The organism is Bacillus sp. SD075 (genome assembly GCF_017355165.1).
In the GTDB taxonomy this organism is placed as follows: Bacteria; Bacillota; Bacilli; order Bacillales; family DSM-1321; genus Peribacillus.
Genome location: NZ_JADILK010000012.1, coordinates 81,937 through 99,354, shown reverse-complemented (window position 1 = coordinate 99,354; position 17,418 = coordinate 81,937). Strand labels below are relative to the sequence as shown.

Below are 17,418 nucleotides of genomic sequence, written 5' to 3'. Positions count from 1 at the left end.
ATAGGTAAAGGCGGATTTCTTCATGGTATGGTTAGTATTAATGGGTGTTGGATTAGTAGCGGGATCAATCGGCGCTCTTGTCGGTCTAGGCGGCGGCATCATCATTGTACCTTCACTTTTATATTTAGGTGCATCTACAAATATTATCGATGAGCTGACTCCTCAGGTCGCCGTAGGTGTTTCAACCGTAATCATGATTTTTACCGGCTTATCTTCCACTTTATCTTATTTAAAACGTAAAGTGGTGGATTATAAGGCCGGCTTAATCTTTTTTATTGGCAGTGCACCTGGTGGAATAATAGGGGCCTATGTAAATAAAAACCTTAATGCCGAAGCTTTCTCATTGTATTTTGGGATTTTCATGGTTTTCATGGCTATCGTGTTATTAGTGAAAAATCGTTTGAAGCCAATGCTTTTCAGGCCTGGAAAAGGGAAAATAGTTAAGACGTATAAAACGGAAAGTGGACATTCATTTTCTTATGGTTACCACCCCCTGTTAGCTGTAATGATCACTTTTGTAGTGGGATTCAGCTCCGGGTTATTTGGAATTGGCGGTGGAGCCCTAATGGTTCCCGTCATGATGCTTCTTTTCTTCTTTCCTCCGCATATGGCTGTAGCAACTTCGATGTTCATGGTATTTCTATCTTCCATCACTAATTCAATTACGCATATTTCCCTTGGAAATGTAAATTGGCCATATGCTTTTGCCCTGATTCCAGGAGCATGGTTCGGTGCTAAATGGGGGGCACTCATCAATACGCGCCTAAAGAGTGCTTCGCTGGAATATATGTTGAAAATAGTGCTGATAATCATTGGTTTACGTCTTATATACCAAGGTATTACAGGATAAACGAGGAGGAGAAATGATGTCAGAAATCATTCATTTATATCACACCAATGATCTCCATAGCCATTTTGAGAATTGGCCTCGTATTGATAAGTTTCTTAAAGAAAGAGGAAAACTTCATCAAGAAACGGGAGAAGAAGCGATCATACTTGATATAGGCGATCATGTGGACCGCTGGCATCCATATACAGAAGGTACATTGGGTAAAGGAAATATTGAACTGCTTAATGAGGCGGGTTACCAATATGTGACCATCGGCAATAATGAAGGGATCACTTTACCTCATGATGCGTTAGACTCCTTATATGATCATGCAAAGTTCAAGGTCTTGGCGGCCAATATTTATTATGGTGATAATGAAAGGCCGGAATGGGCGCTGCCATATTGGATACATACAACGGGTAAAGGCACCAAGATTGCCCTGATAGGTTTGACGGCCTTTTTTCAAAAGTTTTATTCTGCGCTGGGCTGGGAAATAACAGAACCATTCGTGGAGTTAAAGTTACAGCTCGAAAGGGTCAAAACAGAGGCGGATGTCATCATCATCCTTTCCCACCTGGGCATCCATGATGATGAGAGGATGGCAGAGGACTTTCCGGAGATTGACATCATACTTGGCGCGCATACCCACCACATCCTCCACCAGGGTAGATTGATCAATGATACACTCCTTTGCGGTGCAGGGAAATATGGTTTCTTTGTTGGACAGGTGGAAATGACCGTCAATCAGGAAAAGAAAATTAGTCAGAAGAGTGCCATTCTTTATGATACCAATGACTTTTTGGAATTGGAGAATGAACGGGCATGGATTGAAGAGATATACCAGGCTGGAGGGGAAACGCTAAAACAGGTGGCAGTGGACTTACCAAGAGCACTGAATAATGATTGGTTCAAAGGAAGTCCATTGACGGAAATCCTTGGGGAGGCACTGAGGGAGTGGAGTCAGGCGGATTGTTCCTTTTTGAATGCCGGTCTTCTGCTCGAAGGGCTGCTGAAGGGGCCTGTCACAGAAGGGGATATTCACAGGATTTGTCCGCATCCCATCAATCCTTGTGTCGTAGAAGTTAATGGGAATGAATTAAAAGAAATCTTAATGCAATCGAGAAATGAGGAGTGGCCTCATATTCAGGTGAAAGGTTTCGGTTTCCGCGGGAAAATCATGGGAGTCATGCATTATGATCAAATTGAATTTAACGAAATGGAGAATGGAATCGTAAAAGGGATATTTATAAAAGGAGAGAAGCTGCAGGCGGATAAGTCCTATAAACTGGCAATACCTGATATGTTCACGTTTGGGCACTTCTTTCCTAGTATCCAGCGCTCCAATCGCAAGAAATACCTATTACCGGAGTTCTTACGGGATATCCTTTTATGGAAGCTGAAAAAAATATACACAAACGCCTAATGCCAAATCACGGTTTCGCCCTTTTTTTCATAAAGTATGGGGAAGAGAGGGGCGAAACCCATTGATTAACATGATACCAATAATTCTTGACAATCATACATTCCTAGCCATTTCTGTCCGACTTCCCAAAACGAATTTACTTGCTGTCGCGTCCGATAAAGGGTATATAATGTGCGGTGCGTTAGATGTTGGACTGCTGAATGATAAATTGAAAGATCGTAAAATCCTTGCAGGGAGGGCTACGGGAGTTAAAACGATTGAAGAGCTATTGGAGGCGCCGCTTGAATCAGTTACCTGGGAGGCTGTGGAAAAGGGAATTCATCCAGGAATGATTGGTAAAGAGGCATTAATCAAAATGATTTGAAAAGGGGGGCTTTCTTTTTCAGAAGGGGGCCTTATTCTTTATCAAAGAAAATGCTGATATTTTTTCAATTAATATGTTCAAACAGATTCATTTATAAAGATATTTTCCGATAATCCCTATAAGGAAGGAAAAGGTTTTTTACAAATATTGAATGGGGGAAATGGAGTACAAGTATGAGGCTAGCTATTACAAAGTCCCTAAGCCCTGGAGCGAGGCTCGGTAAAAACATCTATAATGAGCGGGGGCATATCCTATTGTGCGAGGGTCTTTTATTAACGCAGAAAATGATCAATCGACTGGTGTCCCTAAATATTCCCTTTGTATACATTCAAGATTTCAGGACGGATGACATTATTCCTATGGCCCCAGTGTCCCGGAAACTAAGAAGAGAAGCCATTAATACGATTGAATCCACTTTCCTGGACATGAAAAACAAAATGAACCTTGATGGATCATTTACGATAGAGCAGGCTAACGTCAAGTTCACTCAACTAGTCCGAAACATCATGGGCGAACTGAAAAGGAATAAAGAGTTAATGACTTTATTGGCCGACGTTTATACATACGATGACTATATCTTTACTCATTCCTTCAATGTGACCTTATATACCCTGGCAATCGGGATGGAATTGAATATCAATAATAAGAATCTCGAAATACTTGGTCTGGGAGCGATTTTACATGATGTCGGTAAAATGCTCGTGCCCCTGGAAATCCTCCGTAAACCAGATAAGCTGACTGAAAAGGAGTTTGAACAAATCCAAAAACATGCTGATTATGGATTTCATCTAATCAAAAATGTTCATACGGTTTCACTTTTAGTTGCGAATTGTGCCTATCAGCATCATGAACGGTTAGATGGATCTGGATATCCCCGTGGGATAAAAGGGGATGAAATCCATTATTTCGGCAAGATCATTGCCGTTGCCGATGTTTTTGATGCCGTAACTTCCAACCGGGTTTACCGTAAGGCCATGCTGCCGCATCAGGGATTGGAAGTCCTTTATGCCGGTGTCGGGAAAAAGTTCGACAATACGATCATCGAGGCTTTCCGCAGGGCGGTTGCCATTTATCCAAATGGTCTATCCGTAGAACTGAATGATGGGAGAAAAGGGGTAGTATCCGCTCAAAATGAGGGGATAGGAGACCGCCCCATGATAAGGATACTTGAAGAAGATGGGGAGCAGATAAAAGACCCCTATGAAGTGGACTTGAATAAAAACCTGCATTTGATTATCATGAAATGTCTCAATATACAAGAACCAGCTTAACCTCAGGATAAGCTGGTTTTTTCATTCCTTATTTTCCTTCATGATGGCAGGCGCCACCGAACCGTTTCCATTACTAAAATAACTTGGGACATCTCCTTCGATCAGAAGGCTTCCGACTGTCACTTCTTGACTCACCTTGGTCTCCTTTGCGAATGAGGGTATGACGATTTGAATATTGACATCAAAATCCACAATCAGTTCATAATAAACATTATTGATGCCCGCGTTAGTCAGTTTTGTCCTCAGATCCGATTCAACATTTCCGATGACTGACATTTTCACCGGGATTTCAGGCCCGAAATTGGAAAGGAGGTTATTCCCGGTCACGACACCAAATGGTATATAATAGACCACGCTATTATATTGTTCATCATTTATTTTGGCTGAACCTGTTTTAAAAGGATTTCCCTGTTTGATGCCAAGCTTCTTTTGAATATCCTTCGTAATGTTAGCCCGCAATTCACTGTATATGACCGGATTGAAGCTATAGGAAGAACTGGAGTCCTTACCACCTTTGTTGTTGGTGATGATTTTGTTCATATCAACCTTCGCTATATTCTCATCAACCGATTCATGAATCGTTTCAGTTGCAATCCGTTTGATTTCATATTCAGCTACATTCATGATCACGGGCTCAATGGATTTGTCCACGTACCAAAGTGTCATGATGCTTGATATGATAAACAGGATAAATGAATAGAGAAATACTTTTCGGGTGGGAAGAGGCCCCTTTTTTTTGAATTTCTTGGGTCGAAATCTTTTTCGGAACACGCTTTAGCCCCCTTTATTAATACTTATGCATCAAGTTCAGGGGTTTATGTTCGAATCAAAAAAAAGCAGCGTAAAATTAACGCCGCTCACTTTTGCTTTTTAGCCAAGTCTTTCCGTTCCCACAATCTTAAATAGGGATAAGGGTCAAAGCTCCATTCTGTGATCCCATTGTCTTTGTACATCCCGTAATGAAGATGCGGTGGGAATTTTCCGGAAGTTCCTGGAGGACCGTAACCTGTACTGCCGACACCACCGATGACTTGTCCGGGTTCGACGATCTGTCCGACTCTTAACCCTTTGGCAAAGCCGCTTAAATGGGCAAAGTAATGGTAGGTATTATTTAAATCCCGTATCCCAATCCGCCAACCGCCGAATTTATTCCAGCCTTTCATTTCAATGATCCCATAGCTCGTGGATCGAACGGGAAGGCTATAATCCGCAAAAATATCAGTGCCCTCATGGATTCTCCTTCCGCCCCATCCACGAGCGCTTCCCCATGTATTTAAATACGTATAGTGGGTCCGTACTGGAACCGGGAAGGCCTTTTCCTGTAAATCCAGCCGGCCATATTTCTTATAAATCTCGGCATTGCCGATAATGATGCTAACGGCTTTATCTCGTTTATAATAATCCCACAAACCGATCCGAATATTATCTTCATCTGCACCATAAGATTGGAGATGTTTCGAAAAAGCATACAATCGATCGGTATCATTAGTTATATCAGCTTTTCCATCACCATTGCCATCCTGGCCCAACCCATCAAAAAATGTGATCGTGAGCGGGTTCACGTCATTTAAGTCAGGATTGAGAGCCCCGCTCCACTTTGAAGGCTCGATGTGGATGCCTATTAAACCCTTTGCCGGCTCTAAATCCCTACGTGCAGCCCTGAGGCTGTGTTCATATTGATCAGCTCCAGCAAGGTAATACCACGGGATTTGGAGGGTAGCCTCCATATTTTTATATAGCTCCATTCTCCCGGCATAGACATCCGGGGTATCGGCAGCATTAGCCACTTGGCCTGGTGCATTCAAAATAAACAAACAAGTTATGGTAAGAAGGAATAATTTTTTCAACGGGGCAGGCTCCTTTCGTGACATTCTTCATATTTAAAAGTCATCAGTCCATCCATCTTTTATAGTTTTGCTGATTTAGCTATAAACATGAAAAATAAATAATGGGAAACCAACTATAACTTGTATAAATGCTTTTTTATTGTTAAAGTAGGGTGTGTTAATTTCTATAGAATGGAGTGGCATTTTCATGTCTTCTACAAATAAAGAAATTCTTCGTAAACCAGATTGGTTGAAAATAAAGCTTAACACTAACGAAAATTACCTCGGTTTAAAAAATATGATGCGCGAGAAAAATCTTCATACTGTCTGTGAAGAGGCAAAATGTCCGAATATTCATGAATGCTGGGCAGTGAGAAGAACGGCTACTTTCATGATCTTAGGTGAAATCTGTACAAGGGCTTGCCGTTTCTGTGCTGTTACAACCGGACGTCCGAATGAATTGGACTGGGCAGAACCGGAACGTGTTGCCGATTCCGTTGTTTTGATGAATTTAAAGCATGTCGTCATTACAGCTGTTGCCCGTGATGATTTAAAGGATGGAGGCGCTGAAGTTTTCGCTGAAACGGTCCGTGCCATCCGACGCAAAAATCCTTTTACATCAATTGAAGTATTGCCGTCTGATATGGGTGGGGTGTTTGAAAATATCAAAACATTGATGGATGCTAAACCAGATATCCTGAACCATAATATAGAGACTGTCAGAAGTTTATCCGATCGTGTACGGGCTCAGGCCAAGTACGAACGTTCATTGGAGCTTTTAAGAAGGGCCAAGGAACTGTATCCGGAAATCCCGACAAAGTCCAGTTTAATGGTAGGTCTGGGTGAAACGCGGGAGGAAATCCTCGAGACCATGGATGACCTAAGGGCCAATAATGTGGACATCATGACAATCGGTCAGTATTTGCAGCCGACTAAAAAGCACTTAAAGGTGCTGAAATATTACACGCCTGAGGAGTTTGCCGAACTGAAGGAACGTGCATTGGAAAAAGGTTTCAGCCATTGTGAATCAGGTCCGCTTGTCCGTTCTTCCTACCATGCGGATGAACAGGTCAATGCTGCGGCAAAACATAAGCAAAACAAAGGTGAGAAATTATTGAAATAGAGTGAAAGGACCGAAATAATTCGGTCCTTTTTTATTCAGCGGTTATCCATTTTTTGATGGATGTTATCGTGGTGATCCCTTTTATCGTTAACCAATTCCCCGTTTTCATTTTCTTCGTCACTCATTTTGTATCCTTGAGGAGATTTCAGCATTCTTTTGATGGTTTGTTCGATCGTATAGTCGATCCCTTTGCTGCCGGACTTCAATGTAGAGAAATTCTCGACATCTTGGGCAAGGGCTTGATAATCATCACTGACGTAGACATGATAGTAGCGAGGTACGATGGACATGGCAGTACGTTTGACTTGATCTGCGGTTTCCGTCCGGTCCTTGGAATTAGTATCATATACGACAAGCACTTCCTCATCAGTAACGAGGGTAGCTACATCATTGACATTTGGAATCTGAACAATCAGTTTAGAAATGACATCAGAAAGTTGTTCACGGTCAATGGAAGCAGCTTTGTTGGAAATGTTACGGCCGTCAATGGTTGCACTATTGGTGCGGGTGAAACCGAAATCATCACTTTTATTGTCATTATTTCGATAATCCTCGTCATAATATTGAGTTGGATTATTTATGTTTGTTGGGTTACCGGCATTGTTTTTTGCACCTAGCCCCTGATCTTCTTCTTTGTCAGCACATCCGGTTAGTGCAATAATCGAGCTTAAACCTATCGTTATTATCGTTTTTTTCATCAATAACACCCCCGTAACTTTAGGATGAACATATTTCTCTATTTTTCGCTTAGTAATTGATGGGGAATCAGTTATAATTTAAAGAAGGAATGTATATATGAGAGGTGAAAACAATGATTAACATCAATAACATGACCTATGAAATAATCGAGGATGAAAGGGAAGGCTATAACGAAGAAGCTTTTAAAGCCAGATACAGTGAGATTTTAACGAAGTATGATTATATAGTAGGGGATTGGGGATACGGGCAATTGAGGCTGCGTGGATTTTTTGATGATTCTAATCAGAAAGCGACCTTCGATACGAAAATAAGCACGCTTAGTGAATATTTATATGAATACTGCAATTTTGGCTGTCCATATTTCGTTGTTAAGAAAATAAAGAAATAAGGCCAGAATTCACTCTGGCCTACCATGTTAAGAGTTTCCATATCCTTCATATGGAGGCTGTTCATCTTTTTCTGAATCATCATGTGTCGGATGGGCACCAGGATAATTTCGAGGCATACCTTCATGTAACGATTTATTTTCAAAATTAAAGGCACTTTGATATCGTTGCCCTTCCTGCCATGGGGTGCTTTTATTCTGAACTGGTGCATCTTTTGCTATGGATGATCCAAAAGGACCTTCGGGAAATTCTTCAGGAATTAAATAATCCCTCTGTTTTTCGACATTGGAAAAATCGTGGTATTCTTCTTTGCCCAAGTTAATCCCCCCTCATGTAATCGTACATTCAGTAGGTTTCCCGTTTAAGAAAAAAAACTTCAGCAATCAGACGATTTCCATTAAAAAGTGACTTAGTTCTTCGGCTTCCGCTTCTGACAACTGAAAGGCATGCTCAAGATAGCCTTCCTCTTCTAAATCATCAGGTCCAATAATCGCGAAACGGTTACTCTGCATATTTAATACAAGCTTCTTCCCATAAAAACGATCGGTTGTCGTAATGGCCAAATCGAATCTGGATTCCTCTCCCATGAAACTTATGAACCGGGTTTTCGATTCAACGACGTCATTGTATAAATAAAAGCGATCTTCCATAGTATCATTCCCTTCTATCTTCACATTTGTAGTTCCATCATAACAAAGTGACTTCAATAGGGGAACAGACATTTTCGGAGCTTTCGGCTGGAGAGCTTCGTCCCTCCCCATGATCCTAAAGGAACGGTCAGCAATCATGGTGTTCCATCGATTAAGTGAAAATGGTTAAGCATATTGATGGGATCGTGAATGGGTTTTGTTGGAGTGAATCTGCACCTGTTAGTAATTGGATGGTACAAAGGTTGTGGTTGAAGGAATTGAGAGTAAGGGAGAAGCTATGGTATTATCAAGGAATAAGGTTGGTCCGGCACAGGGATTCAACTATGCCGCTCATTCAACCAAATGATACCCTATTTCATCTTAGATCAGAAAGGATCTGGAAAAAAATGTACTTTGTAGACCGCCAAAAGATTGAACAAATATTAGGTTTTCTTGAAAAGCAGCTTGGACTTTTTGAAGGGCATGATAATTGGGATGGAGACCATTCAGAACTTATCGCTGAAAGGCTCATACAAACTTCCATCGATTCCGTGTTGGATGTAGGAAATGCGGTAATTGATGGTTTTATTATGCGTGATCCAGGAAGTTATGAAGATATTATTGATATCCTTCAAGATGAAAAAGTGATTTCAGAAGCAAAAGCGATACAATTCAAAAAGGTTTTGCCGCTAAGGAAAATGCTGGTTCAAGACTTCATTGAAGTGAATCACAAAGAACTGCATGCTGTATTTTCGGAAAATATCGAGGCATTCAAGCAATTCCCTGATTTGGTGAGGAACTATTTAACAAATGAATTGGGACCTGTATCAGCTTTTAAAAATTAGCAGCGTTAGGAAGGCGAATTCAAATGAAGTCGTATAAAGGATATTTAATTGATTTGGATGGCACCATGTATCGCGGAACTGAACAAATTGCGGAAGCGGCAGGGTTTATTGATGACCTAAGGAAAAGAGGTATCCCTTATTTATTCGTCACCAATAATTCATCCCGGACTCCGGCACAGGTAGCGGATAAATTGAGAAGCATCGGCATTTCGACGGAAGATGACCAAGTTTTCACGACAAGTATGGCTACTGCCAATTACATCGCTGAACAAAAGAAAGAGGCATCGGTCTATGTGGTGGGTGAAGAAGGCATAATCGAGGCTCTTAAGGAAAAAGGATTGAAGCTTGTGGAAGAGCATCCAGACTTTCTGGTAATGGGAATCGACCGCGGCCTCAATTATGAAAAGTTGTCAAAAGCCTGTCTTGCTGTAAGAAATGGCGCTGTTTTCATTTCGACCAATGGGGATATTGCCATTCCTACTGAGCAAGGCCTGTTGCCCGGGAATGGTGCATTGACATCCGTAGTTTCCGTTTCGACTCAGGTACAGCCGATTTTCATTGGAAAACCTGAATCCGTAATAGTGGAGCAAGCACTAAGAGTATTAGGGGTACCTAAAGAAGAGACAATCATGGTTGGCGATAACTATGATACGGATATTCTTGCCGGCATTAATGCAGGGATCGATACACTGCTTGTACATACTGGCGTTACGACGAAAGAATGTTTACAGCAATATAAGGAGCAGCCGACGTATGTGGTGGACACTCTCGACTTATGGCGCTTCGAATGAAAAAAACCAGGCCTGCGAATGCAGCCCTGGTTTTTTTATGTGGTGATTTCATAAGTGTACTATTCCGCATTTTCGGATCTATGGGCAAGCCGGCTTGAAGCGGCAGCTGCAATTGCCCCAACGATATCGTCTAAAAAGGTGTTCACCTTACCTGTGCTTTTATCGTTTAAATATTTCAGGATACCCGGCTTTTGTTTATCGATGAAACCATAATTGGTAAAGCCGATGGATCCGTAAACATTCACAATGGAAAAAGCCAATATTTCATCTACCCCATAAAGGCCTTCATCTATTTCAATGATGCTCAGCAGAGGCTCCTCGAGCAGTTTTTTCTCAGCTAGAACATCCAACTGAATGCCGGTAAGGATGGCATTTTGGACCTCGCGTTTTGAAAGGACCCGTTCGACATTGTGAAGGCAATCGGACATTTGGAGATTTTCATGGTAGCCGGATTGTAAATACATGACAAGCTCAGCGATATCCTCCAATTTCACTCCTCGTTCAATTAGCCATCTTCGTGCCGTTTTTTCAGACATTGATTGTTCAATATTAGCCATGTCATCACCCATTTCTCTATATTTTAAAGTGATAGTTCTAAAGCAGGTAATTTGATTTAAAATGAAAACCCATGAAGGATATTTTGATTCGAATTTCTAATAAGGTTTCGATAATCATTCAGAAAACGGGTTATTCCACATATATATATAAGTATATGATGTCCATATTTCTATTATATCCATTTGATGAAGGGGGCCATTCCATGATAGAAGAAATCATTTTTAATAATTATGGCATACAGGTGGAGCGTGAAGAGGCCAATAGCAGGTTTCCAAGCTTTCGTTCAGGGAATATGATTTACAGCATCGTTCCCATTGAAAATATGGAGCAGGAAGAATTAGTTGAACGGCATATAATGTCTCAACATCTGATTTCACAAGGAGATCGTCACGTATCCGCTTTTGTCCTTGCCAACCATGGAAGTTATGTTTCCGAAGCGGATGAACAATTATTCATCCTTCTTGCCAATCAGGCATTGGAAGGCCCGAAAAACTTCAACCCAGGAAGACGTTTGGCAAGATTTCATCAGCGTGGGAGAAATATTAATGAAACGATTCGAACATGTTCAAGGATCGGTAAATGGAAAGAACTCTGGGAACAAAGGATCGATCAGTTAGATAAGATTTGGCGGGATAAGCTCAATGCCCATCCAGATAACCAGTTTGAAAAATTATTTATAGAAACCTTTCCCTATTATATGGTCCTAGGTGAAAATGCGATTCAATATTTAGTCGACACGGAAATTGATGACACCCCGCAAATTGTCGATAGTGGAACCGTATGTTATGAACGGTTTTTACATGATACCTGGAAAAGCAATAAGTGGATCAAAAATCCATTCGATTGGGTCTTCGACCATGGAACCAGGGATGTTGCCGAATGGGTGAGGGAACACTATTTTCAAAATGTGCATACCCATCAGAGGGGCATTGGCCATTTCTTTCATGAATATCAATCCATAGAGCCGTTCTCCAGCTTTTCAGCCCGGTTGTTATATTCGAGGATGCTGTTTCCCATTCATTATTTTGAAACTGTGGAAGAGTATTTTTCAAAAACGACGGAATCAAGGTCGAATGAATTGGAGGATAAAATTTCTTCGATCACGAAATCCTCCCAACAATATGAGTCCTTCCTCAAACATTTTTATGAATTGGCCGAGGTCCCGGCCAAGCAATATGATTTGCCTAAAATTGACTGGATTTAGATAAAAACGGGAAAGAAATATGATCCATCCTTACTTACTATGTTATGATGATAACAAGATTTTTTAGAATAATTAGATAGTTAATCACTACGGAAGGATGGGATCATGAAAAGATTGATGATGGCCGCCCTTTTAGCCCTTTTAATCATGCAAACGACGAGTCTGGCGAAAGCTGAAACGAAAACAAGTTGCGAAGCAACTCAATTCAAAATTGTCATGAAGTCTGCTGCGGATGTGAAAGAAAAGGCGTCGGCTGCAAGCAAGACATTAATAACTTATAAGAAAAATAAAGAATTATCGGCAAGCGGGAGAACTGGAAACTGGTATAAAGTCTGTCACTCAAAAAGGACTGCATATATCAATATGGCAGACGTAAAAGAGGTTTTCAGTACCGATGAAAAAGCTCTTCTGAAGAAATTCGATAGAAGAAAAGGCATTAACCAAGTCGTATCGGTGACAGGTAAATCGATGAGTGATACGAAGGTAACGATCCAAACCTTTGAGAAGAAACAAGGGGAATGGCGCCGGGCATTGAAGAAGATGGAAGGTGTCATTGGAAAGAACGGCTTCACGAAGAGCAAAAAAGAGGGGGATGGGAAATCCCCGGTTGGGATTTATTCATTTGGTACGTCCTTTGGAAGCGAAACGAAGCCGGCCGGAATGAAAATGGGTTATAAGAAAACGACCAAATATGACTTCTGGATTGATGATCGGACATCCAAGGATTATAACAAGTGGAAGACCTATAAAGGAAACCCTGCAGTTAAATGGAAGTCTTTTGAAAGGATGAATCATGAACTCTATAGGTATGGCGCTGTGATCAATTATAATACGAATCCCATCATAAAAGGAAAAGGCAGTGCAATCTTTCTTCATATATGGAGAGGAGCTACAAAGCCAACGGCGGGATGTACAGCCACAGCTGAAAAGAATATCCTCAGTTTACTGAAATGGATGGATCCTGTGCAAAAGCCACATATTGTAATGGGTACAAAAGATTCATTGAAGAGCGTTAATTAATGATCATCAAAATGGTTTTCCCATAAAAAAATTAGCTTTACCCGTTCCTACTCGTTCAAGGGATGGACGAAAAAAGTTCGTGCATCCATCTTTTCTAACTATTGATAATTATATGAATTAAACTTATAATGTCTACTATACAAATACAAATGTTTTCTTCAGGCAAACAGTTTTTAAGGGGGAACCAAAATATGAAAGCCATCTCGATCGGTTTATTGGGGTTAGGTACAGTCGGATCAGGAGTCGTACAAATCATTGAAAGTCATCAGGACAAGCTCATGCATCAAGTGGGCTGTTCCATATCTATTAAGAAGATACTAGTCAATGACACGACGAAGGAGCGGCTTGTCGAGGTCGGAAAAGGAATGTTAACTGACAATCCTGAGGATATCCTTTCGAATCCCGAGATTGATGTTGTAATAGAAGTGATGGGCGGAATCGAAGAAACACGCGGTTATCTGATAGAAGCGATAAAAAATAAAAAGCATATCGTTACGGCCAATAAAGACCTAATGGCTTTATATGGAGCGGAACTGCTAGAATTGGCCACCGAGAATCAATGTGATTTATTCTATGAAGCAAGTGTTGCAGGGGGAATCCCGATTTTACGCGGTCTTGTCGATGGACTATCTTCCGACCGCATCACGAAAATGATGGGAATCGTCAATGGAACGACGAATTTCATTTTAACGAAAATGAGTAAGGAAGGCAGAGCTTATGATGACGTATTGAAGGAAGCTCAGGAGCTGGGATTTGCTGAAGCCGATCCGACAGCCGATGTAGGCGGATTGGATGCGGCCCGTAAAATGGCGATCCTATCAACGCTCGGGTTCTCAATGAACATTGGCTTGAATGATGTTGAGGTACAGGGAATTACCGAGATATCCGAAGAGGATTTGAGATATAGTAAGAAGCTTGGTTATACAATGAAATTGATCGGCGTCGCATCCAGGGCAGGGGATAGGGTCGAAGTAAGTGTCCAGCCTGCACTACTTCCGGAAGCACATCCGTTAGCATCGGTAAATAATGAGTATAATGCTGTATACGTTTATGGGGAAGCCGTAGGGGAAACGATGTTTTACGGGCCAGGGGCTGGCAGTCTCCCTACTGCGACCGCAGTCGTTTCGGATATGGTGACGGTCATCAAGAATATGAGGTTGGGCGTAAATGGCCGAAGTGCCGTTTCGCCTCAGTACCCGAAACAATTAAAAGATGCCACTGAGATTTTCGCTAAGTTTTTCATTCGATTACATGTTCAAGATGAAGTTGGCGTTTTAGCCAAAATCACGAATTTATTTGCCGAGCATGGGGTAGGATTCGATAAAATCCTTCAATTGCCTCTGGATGAAAAGGAATCTTCCGAAATCGTATTAGTTACGCATACTGCCACAAAGGCTGCGTTTGAGCAAATAATACAGAAATTACATGATTACAATATGGTAAGAGAAGTGAAAAGCACATACAGAGTTGAAGGAGAGGACATCAAATGAGCTGGCAAGGACTTATAAGCACGTATAAAGATTTTTTACCCGTTAATGATAACACACCCGCATTAACCCTTTTGGAAGGTAATACACCTTTAATCAGGCTGAATCGATTATCCGAAGAGTGGGGAATCGACTTACATGTAAAATATGAAGGGGCAAATCCAACGGGGTCGTTTAAAGACCGCGGAATGGTTATGGCCGTCGCCAAAGCGATAGAAGAGGGCAGCGACACGATCATCTGTGCTTCCACCGGGAATACATCTGCAGCTGCAGCCGCTTATGCGGCCCGCGCCAACCTGCGCTGCATCGTTGTCATCCCGGAAGGTAAAATAGCCATGGGCAAGCTTGCGCAAGCCGTTATGTATGGAGCGGAAATCATCTCGATCGAAGGGAACTTCGACCAGGCTTTAACAATTGTCCGTTCACTTAGTGAGGGTTCACCGATAACTCTTGTGAATTCGGTCAACCCATACCGGATTGAAGGGCAGAAGACAGCGGCATTCGAAATTTGTGATGCTCTTGGCTCCGCACCGGACATTTTGGCGCTTCCAGTTGGGAATGCTGGTAATATAACTGCTTACTGGAAAGGGTTTAAAGAATATAACGAATCGAAACAAACGGGCCTTCCTGAAATGAGGGGGTTCGAAGCTGAAGGTGCGGCTGCAATTGTCCGGGATAGCATCATTGAAAATCCAGAAACGATTGCAACAGCCATCCGGATTGGAAATCCGGCAAGTTGGAAATTTGCTGTGGAAGCGGCCAATGAATCCAAAGGTAAAATTGATGAGGTGACAGATGAAGAAATTCTGGAGGCCTATCATTTCCTCGCTAAAAAAGAAGGGGTATTTGCAGAGCCGGCATCATGTGCTTCCATTGCAGGCATCTATAAACAATTAAAAAGCGGTGAAATCAAAAAAGGAAGTAAGATTGTTGCTGTATTGACTGGAAATGGATTGAAAGATCCGAATGTGGCAGTCGATACAAGCACGATTCAACCGACATTGCTGCCAATGGATGAAGAAGTCATTTTAGAACATCTGCAGGGTGTGAAACAGGCATGAGTGCGGAATCAGAGATGTTTTTGATCCGTGTACCAGCAAGTACAGCCAACTTAGGTCCAGGGTTTGATTCCATCGGATTGGCGCTAGGACTTTACTTGGAAATACACGGATCTTCATCAGATCATTGGGAAGTCGTTCCACTTTCAGAGGAAATGTCTGTTTTTCCAAGGGATGATCGTAATTACATCGTCCAAATTGCCAAGGAAACGGCGGCTTCCTATGGAAAGGAACTATCCCCATGCCGGCTTTTCGTCTCTAGCGAAATTCCACTGGCGCGGGGTCTTGGAAGCAGTGCCTCTGCCATTGTGGCAGGGATTGAATTGGCGAACATCGTTGGTGAACTTCATTTATCCGATGAGGAGAAGAACAGGCACGCTTCCATCTTCGAAGGGCATCCCGATAATGCGGGGGCATCTGTGTATGGTGGATTGGTTGTGGGCCTTCATACTGAGGAAAGAACGAATGTCGTGTCGTTTCCGATTGAGGGAGTTACGGTGATTGCTGTCATTCCCGATTTCGAATTGCTTACGGAGGATTCAAGAAATGTCCTTCCGGATTCGCTTTCCTATAAAGATGCTATAAGCGGAAGTGCAGCCGCAAATGTTTTGCTGGCGGGAGTCCTATCTAAAGATTGGAAGCTCGTTGGTGAAATGATGCAAAGTGATCGTTTCCATCAACCATTTAGAGCGGAGTTGGTCCCTCATTTAGCGCTTATTGAAGAAGTTGTCCTCAATGAAGGCGGATTTGGTGCAGCCCTAAGCGGAGCAGGTCCAACTGTTTTATGCTTGGCATCCGCAGAAGAAAGCGGAAGTTTGCTCACTGGATTGAAGGAAAAATTTCCGGAATATCTTGTGAAAGAATTGGAAATAGATAATGATGGCAGTTATACGGCAATCCTTTCAGAACAGGAAAAAAAGGAATTGAAATTTTTGAAATCGTGAGCCGCACTTCATTTATTGTCCATATAAAAAAGCTGACTCGCGTCAAGCCGTATCAATTCATTTGATAGGGCAAAAGCCGAGTCAGCTTTATTTTTATTACAGACCCGGAAAAGTTCCTGCCTGTATGAAAAAGGTTGAACGTGTATAGATGAAGTGATCCTTCATCCATACGCTGCATGTTATTTAAAGGGCTATTAGAAAACTTGTTCAACTTCCACTACACCAGGAACTTCTTCAAGAAGGGCACGCTCAATCCCAGCTTTTAGCGTAATGGTCGAACTAGGGCAGCTTCCACAGGCTCCTAGTAATCGTAATTTTACAATTCCATCTTCTACGTCAACTAGTTCACAGTCACCGCCATCACGAAGAAGAAACGGACGAAGCTTATCTAGGACTTCTTGAACTTGAACTTCCATTGTTTGTTCAGACATTGCAATCGACTCCTTTCCTAATCATATTATAAAGCGAAGGTTGTAAAAAATCCAACTGTAACTTTGCGGAAATATAATCTATATTATTCTGGTATGATGGAAACAGGTGAATATTTCTAAGTGAATGAAGCAGATATACTAAAATGAAGGAGGAAGTAGGGGTAATGAAAGAAATTGAGATAGAAGTGTATGGAGCGGAGCAAATTTGCGCGAGTTGTGTGAATCTCCCTTCTTCGAAAGATACTTATGAGTGGCTTGAGGCCGCTTTAACGAGAAAGTTTCCTGAGCAGAAATTCAAAATAACCTATATAGATATGTATAATCCCCCAGAAACGCTAAAGCAAAAGAACTTTTCCGAGAAGGTGATCGAAGAAGATTTATTTTATCCACTGGTCCTCATCGAAGGTGAAATCATTGCAGAAGGAAATGTGCGTCTGAAAAAAGTGGTGGAAACCATGGAGAAATATGGATATACGGTGCAAGTGTGATATATAATGGAAGAAATAAGAAAAACTGGCCCATGAATGAAC

General features: G+C 41.7%; 20 protein-coding genes and 1 pseudogene. 14 read left to right on the top strand and 7 right to left on the bottom strand.

What is annotated here, in order from left to right:
- Positions 1–22: 22 nt before the first annotated feature.
- From IOC57_RS11510 to IOC57_RS11495, 4 genes are all read left to right on the top strand, one after another.
- Positions 23–850: a sulfite exporter TauE/SafE family protein gene (locus IOC57_RS11510; protein ID WP_207438841.1), complete on the top strand. Its 828-nt coding sequence runs from the start codon at positions 23–25 to the stop codon at positions 848–850.
- Between the two features lie 16 nt (positions 851–866).
- Positions 867–2,252: a bifunctional metallophosphatase/5'-nucleotidase gene (locus tag IOC57_RS11505; RefSeq protein ID WP_207438840.1), complete on the top strand. Its 1,386-nt coding sequence runs from the start codon at positions 867–869 to the stop codon at positions 2,250–2,252.
- A 61-nt stretch (positions 2,253–2,313) separates the two neighbouring features.
- Positions 2,314–2,616 (top strand): YunC family protein, encoded by a 303-nt coding sequence (locus IOC57_RS11500; protein ID WP_207438839.1) that lies wholly within the window; start codon positions 2,314–2,316, stop codon positions 2,614–2,616.
- Between the two features lie 173 nt (positions 2,617–2,789).
- Positions 2,790–3,887 (top strand): HD-GYP domain-containing protein, encoded by a 1,098-nt coding sequence (locus tag IOC57_RS11495; protein WP_207438838.1) that lies wholly within the window; start codon positions 2,790–2,792, stop codon positions 3,885–3,887.
- A 21-nt stretch (positions 3,888–3,908) separates the two neighbouring features.
- Here the strand turns inward: IOC57_RS11495 and yunB are convergent, their stop codons facing one another.
- Entirely contained in the window at positions 3,909–4,658 is a 750-nt protein-coding gene (yunB, locus tag IOC57_RS11490) for a sporulation protein YunB (RefSeq protein ID WP_207438837.1), read from the bottom strand.
- 86 nt (positions 4,659–4,744) lie between these two features.
- Positions 4,745–5,734 (bottom strand): M23 family metallopeptidase, encoded by a 990-nt coding sequence (locus IOC57_RS11485; RefSeq protein WP_396020803.1) that lies wholly within the window; start codon positions 5,732–5,734, stop codon positions 4,745–4,747.
- Positions 5,735–5,921: 187 nt separating this feature from the next.
- Between IOC57_RS11485 and lipA the strand changes: the two genes are divergently transcribed.
- Positions 5,922–6,836, top strand: a complete 915-nt coding sequence (lipA, locus tag IOC57_RS11480) for a lipoyl synthase (RefSeq protein WP_207438835.1) — start codon at positions 5,922–5,924, stop codon at positions 6,834–6,836.
- 35 nt (positions 6,837–6,871) lie between these two features.
- Here the strand turns inward: lipA and IOC57_RS11475 are convergent, their stop codons facing one another.
- Positions 6,872–7,534, bottom strand: a complete 663-nt coding sequence (locus IOC57_RS11475) for a YhcN/YlaJ family sporulation lipoprotein (RefSeq protein WP_207438834.1) — start codon at positions 7,532–7,534, stop codon at positions 6,872–6,874.
- 113 nt (positions 7,535–7,647) lie between these two features.
- On the opposite strand from IOC57_RS11475, the gene IOC57_RS11470 reads away from it, so the two are divergent.
- Complete coding sequence (locus IOC57_RS11470; RefSeq protein WP_034310177.1) at positions 7,648–7,923, top strand: YutD family protein; 276 nt, start codon at positions 7,648–7,650, stop codon at positions 7,921–7,923.
- A 27-nt stretch (positions 7,924–7,950) separates the two neighbouring features.
- Here the strand turns inward: IOC57_RS11470 and IOC57_RS11465 are convergent, their stop codons facing one another.
- Both IOC57_RS11465 and IOC57_RS11460 read right to left on the bottom strand, forming a co-directional pair.
- A complete protein-coding gene (locus tag IOC57_RS11465) occupies positions 7,951–8,238 on the bottom strand; it encodes a cytosolic protein (protein WP_286184762.1) in 288 nt (95 codons plus the stop codon).
- A 66-nt stretch (positions 8,239–8,304) separates the two neighbouring features.
- The gene (locus tag IOC57_RS11460; RefSeq protein WP_207438866.1) at positions 8,305–8,571 is read right to left on the bottom strand and encodes a DUF3055 domain-containing protein; all 267 of its coding nucleotides are present in this window, start codon (positions 8,569–8,571) and stop codon (positions 8,305–8,307) included.
- Between the two features lie 386 nt (positions 8,572–8,957).
- On the opposite strand from IOC57_RS11460, the gene IOC57_RS11455 reads away from it, so the two are divergent.
- Both IOC57_RS11455 and IOC57_RS11450 read left to right on the top strand, forming a co-directional pair.
- Positions 8,958–9,395, top strand: a complete 438-nt coding sequence (locus tag IOC57_RS11455; protein ID WP_207438833.1) for a DUF86 domain-containing protein — start codon at positions 8,958–8,960, stop codon at positions 9,393–9,395.
- Between the two features lie 23 nt (positions 9,396–9,418).
- On the top strand, positions 9,419–10,186 hold the full coding sequence (locus IOC57_RS11450; protein ID WP_207438832.1) for a TIGR01457 family HAD-type hydrolase: 768 nt from the start codon (positions 9,419–9,421) through the stop codon (positions 10,184–10,186).
- Positions 10,187–10,245: 59 nt separating this feature from the next.
- On the opposite strand, the gene IOC57_RS11445 is transcribed toward IOC57_RS11450, so the two are convergent.
- Positions 10,246–10,743, bottom strand: a complete 498-nt coding sequence (locus IOC57_RS11445; RefSeq protein ID WP_286184761.1) for a phosphatidylglycerophosphatase A family protein — start codon at positions 10,741–10,743, stop codon at positions 10,246–10,248.
- A gap of 203 nt (positions 10,744–10,946) precedes the next feature.
- Between IOC57_RS11445 and yutH the strand changes: the two genes are divergently transcribed.
- The 5 genes from yutH to thrB all read left to right on the top strand — a co-directional run bounded on the left by yutH (position 10,947) and on the right by thrB (position 16,457).
- Complete coding sequence (yutH, locus tag IOC57_RS11440; RefSeq protein ID WP_207438830.1) at positions 10,947–11,948, top strand: spore coat putative kinase YutH; 1,002 nt, start codon at positions 10,947–10,949, stop codon at positions 11,946–11,948.
- Positions 11,949–12,053: 105 nt separating this feature from the next.
- Entirely contained in the window at positions 12,054–12,968 is a 915-nt protein-coding gene (locus IOC57_RS25850; RefSeq protein WP_286184759.1) for a L,D-transpeptidase family protein, read from the top strand.
- A 191-nt stretch (positions 12,969–13,159) separates the two neighbouring features.
- Positions 13,160–14,458, top strand: a complete 1,299-nt coding sequence (locus tag IOC57_RS11430) for a homoserine dehydrogenase (protein WP_207438829.1) — start codon at positions 13,160–13,162, stop codon at positions 14,456–14,458.
- A complete protein-coding gene (thrC, locus tag IOC57_RS11425) occupies positions 14,455–15,516 on the top strand; it encodes a threonine synthase (protein WP_207438828.1) in 1,062 nt (353 codons plus the stop codon). The genes IOC57_RS11430 and thrC overlap by 4 nt, the downstream gene beginning before the upstream one ends.
- Positions 15,513–16,457, top strand: a complete 945-nt coding sequence (gene thrB, locus IOC57_RS11420; RefSeq protein WP_207438827.1) for a homoserine kinase — start codon at positions 15,513–15,515, stop codon at positions 16,455–16,457. The genes thrC and thrB overlap by 4 nt, the downstream gene beginning before the upstream one ends.
- A 194-nt stretch (positions 16,458–16,651) precedes the next feature.
- Here thrB and IOC57_RS11415 read toward each other — a convergent pair.
- Positions 16,652–16,873, bottom strand: a pseudogene (locus IOC57_RS11415) (NifU family protein); the annotation flags it as partial.
- Between the two features lie 179 nt (positions 16,874–17,052).
- Here IOC57_RS11415 and IOC57_RS11410 point away from each other — a divergent pair.
- Positions 17,053–17,376, top strand: a complete 324-nt coding sequence (locus IOC57_RS11410) for a YuzD family protein (RefSeq protein ID WP_286184758.1) — start codon at positions 17,053–17,055, stop codon at positions 17,374–17,376.
- The last annotated feature ends 42 nt before the right edge of the window (positions 17,377–17,418 follow it).